Origin of the sequence: Mesorhizobium sp. M1399 (assembly GCF_040317735.1) — a bacterium.
GTDB lineage: Bacteria > Pseudomonadota > Alphaproteobacteria > Rhizobiales > Rhizobiaceae > Mesorhizobium.
Map to the genome: position 1 here is coordinate 123,303 of NZ_JAMYKZ010000008.1, position 15,298 is coordinate 138,600.

The 15,298-nt window shown below is 66.1% G+C and carries 14 protein-coding genes; 1 reads left to right on the forward strand and 13 read right to left on the reverse strand.

The features are described from left to right. Positions 1-125: 125 nt before the first annotated feature. Genes NKH05_RS15725 through cbiE form a run of 8 tightly spaced genes read right to left on the reverse strand, consistent with a single transcriptional unit; the run spans position 126 to position 7,178 of the window. Positions 126-866 carry a hypothetical protein gene (locus NKH05_RS15725; protein WP_023720767.1) on the reverse strand — a complete coding sequence of 247 codons (741 nt, stop codon included), beginning with the start codon at positions 864-866 and terminating at the stop codon, positions 126-128. A 26-nt stretch (positions 867-892) separates the two neighbouring features. Continuing rightward, positions 893-1,903: a nicotinate-nucleotide--dimethylbenzimidazole phosphoribosyltransferase gene (gene cobT / locus NKH05_RS15730; protein ID WP_023720766.1), complete on the reverse strand. Its 1,011-nt coding sequence runs from the start codon at positions 1,901-1,903 to the stop codon at positions 893-895. Between the two features lie 24 nt (positions 1,904-1,927). Continuing rightward, positions 1,928-2,689, reverse strand: coding sequence for an adenosylcobinamide-GDP ribazoletransferase (gene cobS / locus NKH05_RS15735; RefSeq protein WP_352855236.1), 762 nt, complete (start codon positions 2,687-2,689; stop codon positions 1,928-1,930). Further along, positions 2,686-3,999, reverse strand: a complete 1,314-nt coding sequence (locus tag NKH05_RS15740; RefSeq protein WP_352908912.1) for a cobyrinic acid a,c-diamide synthase CobB — start codon at positions 3,997-3,999, stop codon at positions 2,686-2,688. The genes cobS and NKH05_RS15740 overlap by 4 nt, the downstream gene beginning before the upstream one ends. Next, entirely contained in the window at positions 3,996-4,802 is an 807-nt protein-coding gene (gene cobA / locus NKH05_RS15745; protein ID WP_352496380.1) for a uroporphyrinogen-III C-methyltransferase, read from the reverse strand. Before cobA ends, NKH05_RS15740 begins: the two co-directional genes overlap by 4 nt. After that, positions 4,799-5,563 (reverse strand): precorrin-4 C(11)-methyltransferase, encoded by a 765-nt coding sequence (gene cobM, locus NKH05_RS15750; RefSeq protein ID WP_352496381.1) that lies wholly within the window; start codon positions 5,561-5,563, stop codon positions 4,799-4,801. Before cobM ends, cobA begins: the two co-directional genes overlap by 4 nt. Further along, positions 5,560-5,940: a cobalamin biosynthesis protein gene (locus NKH05_RS15755; RefSeq protein WP_023720761.1), complete on the reverse strand. Its 381-nt coding sequence runs from the start codon at positions 5,938-5,940 to the stop codon at positions 5,560-5,562. The genes cobM and NKH05_RS15755 overlap by 4 nt, the downstream gene beginning before the upstream one ends. Further along, positions 5,937-7,178 carry a precorrin-6y C5,15-methyltransferase (decarboxylating) subunit CbiE gene (cbiE, locus tag NKH05_RS15760; RefSeq protein WP_352496382.1) on the reverse strand — a complete coding sequence of 414 codons (1,242 nt, stop codon included), beginning with the start codon at positions 7,176-7,178 and terminating at the stop codon, positions 5,937-5,939. The genes NKH05_RS15755 and cbiE overlap by 4 nt, the downstream gene beginning before the upstream one ends. A 1-nt stretch (position 7,179) precedes the next feature. Here cbiE and NKH05_RS15765 point away from each other — a divergent pair, with 1 nt between their 5' ends. After that, positions 7,180-7,962: a cobalt-precorrin-6A reductase gene (locus NKH05_RS15765; protein WP_023720759.1), complete on the forward strand. Its 783-nt coding sequence runs from the start codon at positions 7,180-7,182 to the stop codon at positions 7,960-7,962. Here the strand turns inward: NKH05_RS15765 and NKH05_RS15770 are convergent. Genes NKH05_RS15770 through NKH05_RS15790 form a run of 5 tightly spaced genes read right to left on the reverse strand, consistent with a single transcriptional unit; the run spans position 7,926 to position 15,292 of the window. Then, entirely contained in the window at positions 7,926-8,690 is a 765-nt protein-coding gene (locus tag NKH05_RS15770; protein ID WP_023720758.1) for a precorrin-3B C(17)-methyltransferase, read from the reverse strand. The genes NKH05_RS15765 and NKH05_RS15770 overlap by 37 nt on opposite strands. Next, a complete protein-coding gene (locus tag NKH05_RS15775; protein ID WP_352814660.1) occupies positions 8,687-9,445 on the reverse strand; it encodes a precorrin-2 C(20)-methyltransferase in 759 nt (252 codons plus the stop codon). Before NKH05_RS15775 ends, NKH05_RS15770 begins: the two co-directional genes overlap by 4 nt. Continuing rightward, entirely contained in the window at positions 9,442-10,095 is a 654-nt protein-coding gene (locus NKH05_RS15780) for a precorrin-8X methylmutase (RefSeq protein ID WP_352483039.1), read from the reverse strand. The genes NKH05_RS15775 and NKH05_RS15780 overlap by 4 nt, the downstream gene beginning before the upstream one ends. Further along, positions 10,092-11,561 carry a precorrin-3B synthase gene (gene cobG, locus NKH05_RS15785; protein WP_352483040.1) on the reverse strand — a complete coding sequence of 490 codons (1,470 nt, stop codon included), beginning with the start codon at positions 11,559-11,561 and terminating at the stop codon, positions 10,092-10,094. The genes NKH05_RS15780 and cobG overlap by 4 nt, the downstream gene beginning before the upstream one ends. After that, the gene (locus tag NKH05_RS15790; protein WP_352844441.1) at positions 11,558-15,292 is read right to left on the reverse strand and encodes a cobaltochelatase subunit CobN; all 3,735 of its coding nucleotides are present in this window, start codon (positions 15,290-15,292) and stop codon (positions 11,558-11,560) included. The genes cobG and NKH05_RS15790 overlap by 4 nt, the downstream gene beginning before the upstream one ends. Positions 15,293-15,298 lie beyond the last annotated feature (6 nt).

The following is a 15,298-nucleotide window of genomic DNA, read 5'->3' on the forward strand; positions in this document are numbered from 1 at the left end:
TTCTCTTAATCAGCGGGTCCACAGTTCAATCCTGTGCGCACCCACCAAATTTTTCAGAAAATTGGTGGAAAGACCTAGAAAGCGGGATGTTTCGCCGCTGTCGGGTGGCCGCATTTATGCAACCGCTATTGGATAGTTGGCCGCAGACAGCTGAGGATCGCCCGCACTATGGCCAAGACGCCGTCGACGGCATCGAAGTTTGTCCTGCTTTTACCGACGGTCCATTTAAGGTCGGGTGCTTCGGGCAAACGGAGGTCCTGACAGACAAACCAGCCTGAAAGCATAAAGAGGTCTAGATGTCTCGGATCGCCTTCCGAATAGTAAGGAAATTGGAAGAACAATCTTACGGGGCCACCGTATGCTAGCTTGAAAGTCATCGAGAATCTAATATCATGACCAAATTTGTCTTCGAAGATTCCGCTAAAACTAAGGTCTCGGGCATCGTATTGATGCCATTGCGTCGATAGCCCCAAAGAACTCCAAGCCTTAAGGGTATGGGCTTTCAGCTCCTTGCGATTAGGGAATTTTGCCTCTTCAGGGTTATAGGGAGTAGGCGGATCGACATAGTCCGTCTCGGTTCTCCACTCCTCCGCAGCGCTGCGAAGATCTTCGAAAATCTGAACGATTTTCGGATTTGTCTGCTCGCCGGAAAAAATTGAAATTCGCCATTGAGAAATCATCTCGCACAGTTCTTCGACCGTATGGCCGGATCGCTCTGCCCAATCCGCCGTGGCCAGTATCCACGGCGAATTGTATTTCAACCCAGCAAAAGCTCCGCTCTTGCTGTCGAAATCTTCGATAATCCGAGCAAGAATATCGCGAAGCCCCTGTTTGGGGTTTCCGAAATGTTGCGAGGGTTCGTTCATCGACGCAGCCCAAACTTTGCGAGCGTTTACGTCTCCGAAACACCAGCCTCAGCAAAGCTTGCCATGCGGGCGTGGCATTCGAGCGCTGAACGAACAATGTTGACGGCGAGGCAGGCGCCGGAGCCTTCGCCGAGCCGCATGCCGAGATCAAGCAGCGGCGGCAGGCCGAGCGCTTCGAGCAGGCGGCGATGGCCGGATTCGGCGGAGACGTGGGCAGCGAGTGTGTGGGCGAGGCCTGCCGGGTGCAGTTTCGCCAGGGGTGCGGCGGCGGCGGTGCAGACGAAGCCGTCGAGCAGCACCGGCACACCAAGACGGCGAGCGGCGAGCGTTGCGCCGAAGATGGCGGCGAGTTCGCGCCCGCCAAGCGTGGCTGCGATCTGCAGGGGATCAGTGAGAGCCTCGGCGTGGCGCTTGAGGCCGGCCTCGATGGCGACGATCTTGCGCACAAGGCCGGCATCATCGACGCCGGTGCCGCGCCCGGTCCATCTTTCCGCGCCGCCGCCGAACAGCGCGGTTGAGATGGCCGCCGCCGGGGTGGTGTTGCCGATGCCCATTTCACCGAAGCAGACGAGGTCGAGATCCTTGCTGACCGCGTCGTAGCCCGCGGAGACAGCGGCGAGGAAGGCCTCGTCATTCATTGCGGGTCCTTGGGTGAAATCGCCGGTCGGACGGTCGAGGTCGAGCGGGATGACGTCGAGTTCGGCACCGGCAATGCGGGCAAGCTGGTTGATGGCGGCGCCGCCGCCGGCGAAATTCGCCACCATCTGCACGGTGACTTCCGAGGGGAAGGCCGACACGCCCTGTGCGGTGACGCCGTGATTGCCGGCGAAGACGAAGACCTTGACGCGGTCGAGTTTTGGCATGTCGCGGCCCTGCCAGCGCGCCAGCCAGGCGGCTATCGCCTCCAGCCGGCCGAGGCTGCCTTGCGGCTTGGTCAGGGTGTCCTGGCGGTGGGCGACGGCATTGGCCGCGGCGTCGCTGCCATTGGGCAGGTCGAGGCAGGCGGCGCGCAGTTCATCGAGCGATTTGAAAGGCATGGGGGCAAAATCTCCGAAACAGAGTCAGGATAGGGAAACGGAAGCGACGAGCAGGATTGCGATCTCGCCGAGCTGCTGAAGGGCGCCGACGGTGTCGCCGGTCTGGCCGCCGATCTGATTGAGGCAAAGCGCGCGGAAGGCGGCGAATAACAGACCGAGCAGGATGATCGCGAAAACGGCAGCGCCGAACCCAAGCGCCAGCAGTGGGATGGCGCCGAGCACGGCCCCGATACCAGCGGTCTCGGCCGAGACCGTCCCCGCATTGGCCGAGAGGCCGTCTGCGCGCGCTGGCGGCAACAGGTGCATGAACGCGCCGAGCAAGCCGCGCGAAGCGGCATGCGCGGCTATGAGGGCCCAGAACACGTAGACCGGGCCGGCGAGTTCGGCGAGCACGGTCCAGCGGATCAGCAGCGAGACAGCAAGTGCACAAGCGCCGTAGGCACCGATGCGGCTGTCGCGCATGATCTCCAGCTTTCTGTCGCGTGTCTTGCCGCCGCCAAAACCGTCGGCGACATCCGAAAGCCCGTCCTCATGCAGACAGCCGGTGGCGAGCAAGATCGCGGCAAGGGTCAATGCGGCGGCAGACCCTCCGGCCAGGCCGAGCCTTGTCCCGATGGCGTAGACCAGCGCACCGGCCAGAGCGACGGCGAGGCCGGCCACGGGCGCCGCCCAGATCGCGGCAGCAAGGCTACGGACGCGGAAGTCGGTTCTCGGCAGCGGCAGCCGGGTGAAGAAGACGAGGCAAAGCGCGATGTCCTCGAAAATCTGCCGTTGCGAGGCCTTCATCCACCCCTCGCAATGGCATGGAAGAAGGTGCCGCTGACATGGCCGCGCCGGTAGCCGGAGGCGCCGAGCGGATTGCCTTGCCCATCGGCGAGGTCGGCCAGCGGCTCGTCATTGCCGGTCGCGATCATCTGCGCATAATGGAATTCGTGGCCGCGGATCAGCGTGCCGTGGCTGCCGAGCGGGCACCCGGAACGCAGCCGCGCCTCGCGGTAGCCGAGATTCATCTTGCGCTTGGCGAAGCTGGTCGAATGACCGAGCAGGCCAAGCATTCGATGCGTCTCGCCCGACGCGTCCTCGAGCGCCTCGCCGAGCACCATGAAGCCGCCGCACTCACCATGCACCGGCCGCGTAGCGGCGAACCGCGCCATGCCGGCTCTGAAATTCGCCGCGGCGGCGAGGCGACCGGCGTGAAGCTCGGGATAGCCGCCGGGCAGCCAACAGACATCGCAATTGTCGCCTGGTGCTTCGTCGGCGAGTGGCGAGAAGGGAATAATCTCGGCGCCGGCCTTGCGCCAATGCATGGCGACATGCGGATAGAGGAAGCTGAAGGCGGCGTCCTCGGCAAGTGCAATGCGCTGGCCGGGGGGCGGCAGCGCGTCGCCGAAATTGCCCGGCGCGGGCGTGAATGGCGCCGCCAGCGCCATGATGGCGTCGAGGTCGAGCGAGCGCTCGACCATGTCGGCCAGCCGGTCGAGGTGCGCCATCAGATTCTCATATTCGCCGGCCTGGACGAGGCCGAGATGGCGCTCGGGCAGGTTGAGCGAGGGATCGCGCAAGATAGCGCCGACGACAGGCAGCCCGAGTGCCTCGATGGCATCGCCGCATAGCCGGCGGTGGCGCTCGCTGCCGAGCCGGTTGAGCACGACCCCCGCCATGCGCACATCCGGATCGTAGGTGGCAAAACCCTTGGCGACGGCCGCTGCCGTGGTCGACTGGCCGGAAACGTCGAGCACCAGCAGCACCGGCAGGCCGTAGAGCCGGGCAAGGTCGGCAGCCGAGCCGGACCGTCCTGGAGCAGCCGGAATCCCGTCGAACAGGCCCATGGCGCTTTCGAGAAAGATAAATTCGGCATCCTCGTTCGCTTCACCAGCCAGCGCGTTGAGCAGGGCAGGCGGCATTGCCCAACTGTCGAGATTGACGCCGGACAGGCCGGTGGCTGCGGCGTGGAAGCCGGGATCGATATAGTCCGGGCCGGATTTGGCGCCGCGCACCTTCAGGCCGCGCCGGGCGAGCGCGCGCAGAATGCCGATGGTGACGCTGGTCTTGCCCGAGCCCGAGCGCGGCGCGCCGATGATGATGGCGCGGGTCATGACTCACCCGCCAATGCCGCGCGCATCGCGACGATGCCGCCAACGACGATCAGCGCCGGCGAGGTCAGACCGGCGGCCGCTGCCTCTTCCGCAATGGTGGCGAGCGTGGCGACGACGATCCGTTCCTGCGGTGTCGTCGCAGCGACAATTACCGCGGCGGGCGTCGAAGGCGCCAGCCCGCCCTCAAGCAGCGAGGCGGCGATCAGCGGCAGATTGGCCATGCCCATATAGATGACCACCGGCTGGCCGGTACGGGCGATGGCCGCCCAGTCGAGATCGTCATCGGTGCCGGCGGCGTGACCGGTCGCCAGGATCAGCGCCTTGTTGATGCCGCGCATGGTGCCGGGAATGCCGGTGGCGGCCAGCGCGCTGAGGCCGGACGTCAGGCCAGGCAGGATGTGGAACGGGATGGTTTCCCCGGCCAGCGCCAGCGCCTCTTCGCCGCCACGCCCGAAAATATAGGGGTCGCCGCCCTTCAGCCTGACGACGCGCCGGCCCTCGCGCGCCAGCCGGACCAGCAGAGCGGTGATGTCGTCCTGCTTCATCGATGGTTTGCCACCGCGCTTGCCGGCATAGAACAGTTCCGCGCCCTCGGCGACGGCGACGACTTCGGGCGAGACCAGCGCGTCATAAACCAGCGCGTCGCACTGTCCGAGGGCGGCCAGCACTTCCAGCGTCAGGCAGCCGGGATCGCCAGGGCCGGCGCCGGCCAGCCAGACATGTCCGGGCTCCAGCTGGCGCGGCTTGAAGTTCAGCCGGGTGAGCGCCTGCTCGACAGTAGTGTTTCTATTGCTGCCGCTCACGATCCGTCTCGTCCGCGAAAACGCCGCTGGTAGTGGGCGTCGTAAAGTGAACTTTCACTAAAATCTTCCGCCGCCAGCGAGCGGCCGACGAAGATGATCGCCGTGCGTTCCATCGGATCCGCGCCTAGCTGCGCCTCAATGGTCGCCAGCGTGCCGGTCAACACCCGCTCGTCCGGCCAGGAGGCGCGGAAGACGACCGCGACTGGGCAGTCGGCGCCGTAGTAGGGCGTCAGCTCGGCGACGACGCGGTCGACAGCGTGGATGGCGAGGTGGATGGCGAGCGTGGCGCCGGTGCGGCCGAAGCCGGCCAGTGTTTCTCCGGGCGGCATTTTCGAGGCGCGGCCGGAGATGCGGGTCAGCACCAGGCTTTGCGCGACTTCCGGAATGGTCAGCTCGCGGCGCAGCGCGGCGGCCGCGGCGGCAAAAGACGGCACGCCCGGCGTCAGCGTGTAAGGGATGCCGTGCTTTTCCAGCCGGCGGATCTGCTCGGCAACGGCGCTCCACACGGAAAGGTCGCCAGAATGGAGGCGGGTGACATCATGGCCGGCCGCGTGGGCTGCCAGATATTCGGCCTCGATCTCGTCGAGTGACATCGGCGCGGTGTCGATCAACATCGTTCCGGGCGCGCAGTGCTGCAACAGCTCCGGCGCGACGATCGATCCGGCATAGAGGCAGACGGGACAACTGCCGAGCAGACGGCTCCCGCGCAAGGTGATCAGATCGGCGGCACCCGGGCCGGCGCCGATGAAATGGACGGTCATACCGCATCTCCGCTGATGGCGATGGCGCAGGTGACAGCACCGAGCACGGTGCGTGGTCCGAGCAGTTTTGCGCCTTTGCCGGCGGCGGCAAGCGCGGAGGCTTCGGAAACCGACGGCGTGCCGGCGTGCTCCTGTGATAGGTTGGAGTGGCTGGTTGTAGATGCAGCTTTGAGTTCGTCCTGCTCGACAACGATCACCGGAAGGCGGAGTTCGCGTCCGGCGGCGAAGATTGCCGCTTCATCCTGCTTGAGAGACGCGGTCGCGAGCGCCGAAAGCGCGGGCAGGGCAAGCCCGTGCGCCTCCAGCGCGGTTTCTACCGCAGCAAGCACGTCGCGTGCGCTGACGCCTTTGCGGCTGCCGATGCCCGCGACCATCATGGCTTCACCCAGCTCCATTGGGTGACCGGCATAGCCGGCCGCCAAGCCTGCATCGAACCGACCGGCGAAGCACGGGATATGGCGATGCGGGTGAGCTCGCCGCCGAGCGCAGCGTGACGGGAAAGCAGCAGTGCCTCCATCTCCAGCGTCACCGCGTTGGCGACGAGGCGGCCGCCGGCGGGTAAGGCATCGATGGCTCTTTCCAGCACGCCGGCATCGCTGCCGCCGCCGCCGATGAAGATCGCCGCCGGCGTTTCCAGTCCGGCAAGAGCTTGCGGTGCCGAACCTTCAACGACGGCGAGACCGGGAACGCCGCAGGCCGCGGCGTTGTGTCGGATGCGCGCGGCGCGGGCCGGATCGCCTTCGACGGCGATGGCGCGCATGGAGGGATGCGCGAGCATCCATTCGACGCCGATGGAGCCGGAGCCGGCGCCAATGTCCCACAGCAGTTCGCCGCGCCTTGGCGCGAGAGCGGACAGGGTGACGGCGCGCACTTCGCGCTTGGTGATCTGGCCGTCGTGCTCGAACAAATGATCGGCAAGGCCCGATGTCAGCGGCAGGACGCGTGATTGCGGGGTCGAATCAACTTCGATTGCGAGCACGTTGAGTGGGTTGATCTTTTCGAGGTCGAAAGCGCCGGCGTTCGCCGAGCGCAGCCTTTCGTTCTGCCCACCCAGCGCCTCCAGAACCGTCAACCGCGAGGCGCCGAAGCCGAGTTCGGTCATGAGACGGGCAATCGCTTCCGGTGCATCGCTATCCGAGGTCAGCGCCAGAATGCGGGTGCAAGGATGCAGCAACGGCCGGATCAGGTCGAGCGGGCGGCCATGCAGCGAAATGGTCTCGACGTCCTGTAGCGCCCAGCCCAAGCGTGAGGCGGCCAGCGAGAAGGCCGAGGGCGCGGGGATCACCCGCATATCCTCCGCCGCGACCTTGCGGGCGAGGGTGACGCCGACACCGTGGTAGAAGGGATCGCCGGAGGCCAGCACGCAGACGCGTCTGCCGGAGAGCGCCAGCACGTCGCGCATTTCGGCATCGAAAGGCGTCGGCCAGGCGCGCGCTTCACCTTTGGCGAGCGATGCGACGAGGGCCAGGTGGCGCTTGCCGCCGAAAACGAATTCGGCACCCGCGATCAACTGCTTGGCCTCGTCGCCGAGACCCGCTACACCGTCCTCGCCGATGCCGATGATCGTGAGCCATTTTGGAGTGAGCACGGCGGCGCGCGGACCTTCAGCAGGCATGATGACCCACCGCATTCTGATCCTCGGCGGAACCACCGAAGCCCGGCAGGTGGCCGGAATACTCTCGGTGCGCTCCGATCTCGCGATTACGCTGTCGCTGGCCGGCCGCACTGAAAACCCGGCCGCGCAAGGCGTGCCGGTGCGGGTTGGCGGCTTTGGTGGCGTCGACGGGCTGGCGTTGTATCTCCACGAGACGGACGTCGACCTGCTGATCGACGCCACGCATCCCTATGCGGCGCAGATCTCCGCCAATGCGGCGGAAGCAGCGCGCCGATCCGGCGTGCCGATCGTTGCGCTCAAGCGCCCAGGCTGGGAGCCTGCCGAAGGTGACCAGTGGACGCTGGTCGACGGTGTTACCAGCTCGGTGACGGCGCTGGGATCGGCGCAGCGCCGCGTGTTCCTGGCGCTCGGACGGCAGGAGATCACTGCCTTCGAGGCTGCACCCCAGCACCACTATCTCATCCGTAGCGTCGATCCGGTCGAACCAAGACTTACTGTGCCCGACGCGACCTATCTCTTGGCGCGCGGGCCGTTCCAGGAGCCGGACGAACACTCGCTGCTTCAAGAGCACCGCATCGATGTCGTCGTTTCCAAAAACAGCGGCGGCGAAGCGACCTACGGCAAGATCGCCGCAGCGCGGGCGCTCGGCATCGAGGTGGTCATGATCCGCAGGCCGGCGTTGCCGGACGTCACGTCGGCTGAGACGGTCGAATCTCTTGCCGCGATGGTCGATCATTTTCTGGTCGGTCATGTTCTTGGGCCCGCTGCCGACCGCGGCGTGTAGACCAGCGCTGGTTTTTCACCGCGCTTGATGATCCGGGTTTCCGGTGAACCGATGATGATGCAGGTGGCCATGTCGGCATTTTGCGCATCGGCTTCCGCCAGCAAGAAAACTTCGATGCGCTCGTCGGGACGGCCGGCGGCGCGACCGAAGATCACCGGCGTGGTGCCCGGCAGGATCGCGGCAAGGCATTCGAAGGCGCGGCCGAGTTGCCAGGGGCGCGCCTTGCTGATCGGATTGTAGAGCGCGATGACGAAGCCGGCGCCGGCCGCGGCCAGCAGGCGCAGCTCGATCAAATCCCACGGCTTCAGATTGTCTGACAGCGAGATGGCGCAGAAATCATGGCCGAGCGGCGCGCCGATGCGGGCGGCGACGGCGAGCATGGCGGTGATGCCAGGCACGATGGCGATGTCGACCGCGCGCCACTCGACCGGCCCCGCCTCGATCGCCTCGCAGACGGCCGCCGCCATGGCGAAGACGCCGGGATCGCCGCCCGATACGACCGCGACATTGTGGCCTTCCGCAGCCTTCAGCAGCGCGTCCCTGGAGCGCGCTAGCTCCTCGCGATTGTCGGAAGCGACGCGAATCTGGTCGGGACGCAGATCAAGCCGGTCAAGATAAGGCTTGTAGCCGTAGAAGAATTTCGCCTCGGCGACGGCCCGGTTCGCTTCCGGCGTCACCTGGTCGGCGTTGCCAGGCCCCAGGCCGATGACGGTCAGGCGGCCGCTCATGCTTCGGCTCCCAATGCGCTTGGCCGCCCCGACCAGCCGGCGACCAGCACGATGGCGAAATAAGGCGCCTGGTCGTCCTTTTTGTCGGCAAGCCGCATCGAGACGCCGCCCGGCATGGTGCCGCGCTCGACATAGATGGCCCGTGCCAGCTTGTCGGTCGCCTCCAGCGCACGCCTGATCTTGGGCAAGTTGCGGCCGACCTTCATGATTACGGCGGCATCGGTGTCGGCGAGGCGGCGCGTCAGCTCGAATTCGCTCATCGTGCCCGGCAACACAGTCAGCACGTCGTCGCCCTGGACGATCGGTAGGCCGGTCGCCGACCAGCAGCCGGACATGGCGGTGACGCCGGGAATGACTTCGGTCGGAAAGCGATGCGCCAGCCTGACATGCAGATGCATGTAGGAGCCGTAGAAAAGCGGGTCGCCTTCCGAGAGCACCGCAACCATCCTGCCGGCGCTGAGGTGCTCGGCAACCTTTTCGGCCGACTGCTCGTAGAAATCGGTGATCTGCGAGCGGTAGTCGCCGTGGTCCTTGTCGATCTCGGTGGTCACCGGATAGAGCAGCGGCAACTCTATCAAATCAGCGCGAAAATGGGCTCCGACGATGGCGCGCGCGTTGCTGTTGTTGCCGCGCTTGGCGAAATGCGCAACGACATCGGCCTCCGCCAGCGCGCGCACTGCCTTCAGCGTCAAAAGTTCTGGGTCGCCAGGACCGGTGCCAACGCCGACCAGCCGACCTCTTACGATCGCATTCATAGGCCCGGCCTCGCCAAAGCGTTGAGCGCGGCGGCGGTCATGGCGCTGCCGCCCAGCCGGCCGCGCACGATGGCGAAGGGCACGCCATAGGAATTTTCGGCCAGCGCATCCTTCGATTCGGCGGCACCGACAAACCCGACCGGCATACCGATGATCGCCGCCGGCTTCGGCGCACCATCGCGCAGCTTTTCCAGCAGATAAAACAGGGCGGTCGGCGCATTGCCGATGGCGACAACCGAACCCGCCATGCGCTCGCCCCACAGGTCGATCGCCGCGGCCGAGCGGGTGTTGCCGATTTTTCTCGCGATGTCGGCGGTCCGCGGATCGCGCAGCGTGCAGGTCACTTCGTTGCCGGCCGGCAGCCGCGCGCGCGTGACGCCATGCGAGACCATCTGTGCGTCGCAGAAAATCGGCGCGCCGGCGCTCAACGCTGTGCGCGCGGCGGCGACGAAATCGCTGGAGAAAACGAAATGCCGCGCAGCCTCGACCTGGCCGCAGGCATGGATCATGCGGATGGCGACATCGGCCTCGGCTTCGGAAAAGCGCGACAGGTCGGCCTCGGCGCGGATGATGGCGAAGGAGCGCTCATAGATCGCCGTGCCATCATGAATATAGTCGTAGGTGATGGGGTTCTGGGCGGGCATGCTCATTCCTGTCGGTAAGCTTTGACGACGCCGGCCGTGCCAAGCCTTGCCAGACAGGCGGCGGCAGTCTCGCCTCGAAGTCGTTTTCTGCGGATTGCCGCTGCAATGCCGCCGATGCCGTGCGCAGCGTCGTCCCCCGGCCTGTATCCGGCGGGCAATGCCTTAGCCGTCCCGTCCACGACAAGTCCGGCTCCGTTTTCGCCGCCGACCAATGTCAGCGCCGCCGGACCGGCATGGGCGCAGCCCTTGGCGCAGCCGGAGATGTGCAGCGTCAAGGAAGAATCGAAGATGTCGCGGTTTTCGAGGGCGATGATCTCGGCGATTTCGCGCGTCGCGATGCGGCCGGAGGCACAGGCGGGAGCACCCGGGCAAGCGGCGATTTTCGTGCGCGGGTCGGCGGCGTCGGTGACGAAGCCGAGGGTTGCGGCGGCTTGGTGGAGCGGCGGGCAGGCCGCTGGCGCGAGGCCGAGGAAAACCAGCGCGCGGCCCGGCGCTAGGCGGATTTCGGTGGCGCCAAGGGCCAGCGCGCTCTGCGCGAGAGCGATGATCTGGTTCGCCGGCATGCTGCCGAAGGGTAGGCCGATGCCGAGGGCGGTTCCGGCTGCAGCCAAGTCGAAAACTCCGATGGGCCGGCGATCCTTCGCGCCCCCCTCTGTCCTGCCGGACATCTCCCCCACTTGGGGGGAGATCGGCAGCTTCGCCGGTGGCTCACTCTTAGCATCCTTATCGATTGGCGAAAGCTGAGATGAGGGCGCAATCTCCCCCCAAGTGGGGGAGATGTCCGGCAGGACAGAGGGGGGCGCGAAGGATCGCCAATTTGCTAGAGATCTCAGCTGTCTTTCTGTCAAATCCCGCGCATGGGCATCGCGCCCCTTTTCGGCAACCATCCTTAGGATCGCAACGGCGATGTCGCAGGCCGCATCTTCCTCGGCCATAATGAGTAGGATCGCAGTCTGACCGTCGCCGGCGATAGCCACCTGCCATTGCGTCCCCGCATCGGTCCGCACCGCAGCCAGCCTGGCATCGGCCGTCACTGCATCCAAGGTCAGCTGTCCGCCACCGTCGACAATCACCGAGACCTTCGGGCCAAGACGCTGCGTGACGCCGGCGCCCTCGATTGCCGCCCGAATCCGCTCCGCTAGCGGGCGCGGATCGGCGATTTCCTCCGGGTCGAGCCCGGCCAGCGGACCAGTCTCGACCGGCACGCCGGTGCGAACGGCAACACCCAGCGCATCGACCTCCATCGCCAGCAGCCGGGCGCTTTCGGGCGTCAGGCCGCGTATCTGCAAGCTGCCGCGGGCGGTCACTTCCATAATGCCGTTGCCGTGGCGCAGGGCGGATTCGCAGAGTCCGATCAACGACTTCGGCAACAGTCCTCCAGCGACCGGATTGAGCCGCACCAGCAGCCCGTCGCCGGTTTGCATCGGTGCCGACAAAGCAGGGCAGGCGCTGCGTCGGGAGAAAGCGTTCATGCCGCCACCCCAAGCGCCTGGGCTTCGGCAATCAGTGCGGCGAGATCGTCATCGATCGAATTGCGCAGCGGATGCCACAGACCGCGCCGTCGTGCCGACATGAAACGTTCGGCCATGACCTTCGCCGCCGACGGGTTCTCGCGCAGGATGAAGGCGCGGACAACGGGGTCGCCGAGATAGGCGTCGTGCACGGCCTCGATCAGCGCGCCAGATATGGCATGAGTGGTCTCGGCAAAGCCGACAAGCCGGTCGACCGTCTCGGCGAATTCCGAGGCGCCGCGCGGCCCGTGGCGCATCTGGCCGGCAATGAAGCGCGGATTGACGGCGCGTGCCCGTACGACGCGGGATACGGCGTCCCCAACCGAGCGTGGCTTGGGCTTTTGCGGATCCGTGGTGTCGAGCACGATCACGTCAGCGTTTTTGCCGAGCGCGGCAAGCGCTGCCGAAAAGCCGCCGATAAAGGCGACGTCGGCCGAGCCTTCGAGGATGTCGCGGCCGGGATCGTCGCCGGTATGAACCAGAAGGTCGGCCTCAGCGATGCGGCCCTCAAAAGCGCCGGGCGCCGAAATGCCTTCGCCCTCGGCGCCGCCATAGGCATGCGAGGTGGCGGCGAGATAGGCGCGGCCGATCTCTTCGCGCGCGGCCCAGTCGCCGCTTGATAGCAAGTCCTCGATGCCGGCGCCGTAAGTGCCGGGCGAGGTGCCGAATATGCGCGGGCTGATCTTGCCGTCTGCACGGGTTCTCGCCGCCAGCGGGTTTTCCGAATCGTCCTCGTCGCGGGTCGCGACGGCGTTGGCGGCGGCATCGATCAGCGCGATCTGGGTTGGGAACATGTCGCGGAACAGGCCGGATATGCGCCAGGTGACGTCGACGCGCGGGCGGCCGAGCGTTGCCGGCGGCAGCACCTCGATGCCGGTGATGCGGCCGGTGGCGGAATCCCATTGCGGCCGGCAGCCCATCAGCGCCAGGCCTTGCGCGATCTCCTCACCGCCGGTGCGCAGCGAGGCCGAGCCCCAGAGGTCGATGACCAGCGAGCGCGGCCAGTCGCCATGCGATTGCATGTAGCTGCGGACGACTTCTTCCGCTGCCACCTTGCCCAGATCATAGGCGGTCGGCGTCGGCATGGTGCGTGGGTCGGCGGTAAACAAATTGCGGCCGGTGGGCAGCACATCGCGCCGGCCACGCGCCGGTGCACCGGCCGGACCGGCGGCGACATGGCGGCCGTCGAGGGCCGCGATGAGTGCTACTTTCTCGGCTGCCGCACTCTGCTCGCGCAAAGGATCGGTTTCGCCCTCAGGCGAGCGACCGTAGATATGCAGGCCGTCCTTGATGGCGAAATCCTTGAGATCGCAGAGCCAGGCGTCGATGCGGCGCAAGGCTTCGTCGGCTGCGTCGGTCCTGGCGACGCCGGCCTCTGAGGCGAGGCCGGTCTTTTCCGCAGTCTCGACGATCAGCTTCGCCAGGCGGTCGCGGCGGCGGCGGTCGAGCCCGTCGGCCTGGGCATATTCGTCAACCAGTCGCTCGAGTTTATGCTGCTCTTCGTCCAGCCCGGCGCCGGTCAGCGGCGGCGGCAGATGGCCAAGCGTGACGGCGGCAATGCGTCGCTTGGCTTGTGCTGCCTCGCCGGGGTTGGAGACGATGAAAGGATAAATGACGGGCAGGGGGCCGGTGACGATTTCGGGAAAGCAGTTTTCGCTGAGCGCCACGGTCTTGCCGGGCAGCCACTCCAGCGTGCCGTGGGCGCCGACATGGATAATTGCATGGATGCCGAGCGACTTACGCAGCCACAAGCCAAAGGCGATCAGTGCATGGCGCGGCGGCAGTGTCGGGTCGTGATAGTCGGCGCGGCGGTCGGCTGAGCGCCCGCGATCAGGGGCGAGGGCTACGGTGATATTGCCGAAGGTGGCGGCGCGGAAGGGGAATTTTGCGGTGGTGGGCGCTTGGACACCCCCCTCTGCCCTGCCGGACATCTCCCCTTCAAGGGGGAAGATTGGCAGTTCGGCTGCCGGCTCTCCCTTAACGCCCTTGGTAGTTGGCGAAAGCAGAGACAACAGCGCAATCTCCCCCCTTGAAGGGGAGATGTCCGGCAGCACAGAGGGGGGTGCCTCGCGCGAACCTGTCTCATCATCCGTATTCCCCCATGCGGCCTCCACCGCAGCGATGGCCGCCGGCGGCAATTCCTTCGAGAAGGTCAGATAATCCTGCAAAGCCAGTCCCTGGTCGGCTGGCTCCAGCACCTCCAGCAACTGACGCGGCGTTTGCGGAATCCCTTCAACGGCGTAGCCCTGTTCGCTCAGGTCGTGCAGCATCGCCAGCACGCTGGACGGCACGTCGAGACCGACGGCATAGCCGGTGCGGCCGGGCGCGCTCGGATAGTCGGGGATCAGGATGGCGAGCTTGCGCTCCGCACGCGGCGTCCGCTGCAGACGCACGAAGGCCTCGATACGGTTCGCGACCTGCGCCACGCGGTCAGGCTCTGGCCGGTTGGCGAAGGCGCGGAAGGCCAATGCCGGATCGATCTCGCTTTCGCTCTTGAAGGAAATGGCGCCGGCCAGGATGCGGCCGTCGAGCTCGGGCAGGACGACATGCATGGCAAGGTCGGCGGGCGCCAGGCCGCGCTGGTTGTTCTGCCAGATGTCGCGGCGGGTGGTCGCGACGACGACCTGGAACACCGGCACTCCGGCGCGGTCGAACAGCGTCTCGACGCCGGGTTCGGCGCCCGAGGCGAAAGCTGTGGCGGTGATGATGGCGGCAGGGTTCAGCGCGGCAAACGCGGTTTCGACAACGGCGAGCGATGCCGCGTCCTTGAGGCTGGAGACGAAGATGGGGACCGGCGCTATGCCACGCTGCCCGAGCGCCTCGACAAGCGCATCGATGGGCGCGACATCGGCGGCGAGCAGCATCGAGCGGTAGAACAGGATGGGGATGATGGGGGCGGGTTCGGCGGACGGTAGATTTAGGCTGCGTTCCGTCGCGCCCCCCTCTGTCCTGCCGGACATCTCCCCCACAAGGGGGGAGATCGCCTGGTCATCGTCGCCTTCGTCAATGTTCGATGTTGCAGAAGTCGCGAGACGGTCAGTGACAGCCGATCTCCCCCCTTGTGGGGGAGATGTCCGGCAGGACAGAGGGGGGCGCGAAGGAATGCCGACGCTTGATAAGTCCATTCTTTCTATAACGCCGCGTCCCGGCTCGTAAAATCCCGCCTTTGGCACGCTGACAGGTTCAGCGACCGCCGCACCCGATCCGGCGAGACTTGCCAACCTCTGCACCAGCGCCGTCATATTCGCCGGGCCACCTTCGCGGAAATAGTCGAGCAGACCATCAAGTTCCTGGCGCGGCAGCGTCGAGCCTTCGATCAGCCGCAAATCCTCGTCGTGGCTCTCGCCCGGTAGGAGCGCCAGCTTAATACCGCGATTTCGCGCGACAACGGCAAGCTGGTCGCAGCCGTAGCGCCACCAGTCGTAACCGCCGAGGATGCGGACCAGGACGACCTTGGCGTGGCGGGCGACGCTGTCGATCCAGAGGTCGACGGACATCGGGTGGCGCAGGTCGCGCAAGGCGGCGAGCCGCATCGACGGCAGGCGGTCCGCATCTGCCTTCCACGCCGCCGCCAGCCCGGCGAGGTCGCTGTCGGTGAAGGACAGCGCCACGACATCCGCAGGCGTTTGCCTGAGATCGACAGGCTCGGCGAGATCGTCGAGCGAGGCGGATGTGGTGGTGAGGATGTGCATCGCGGC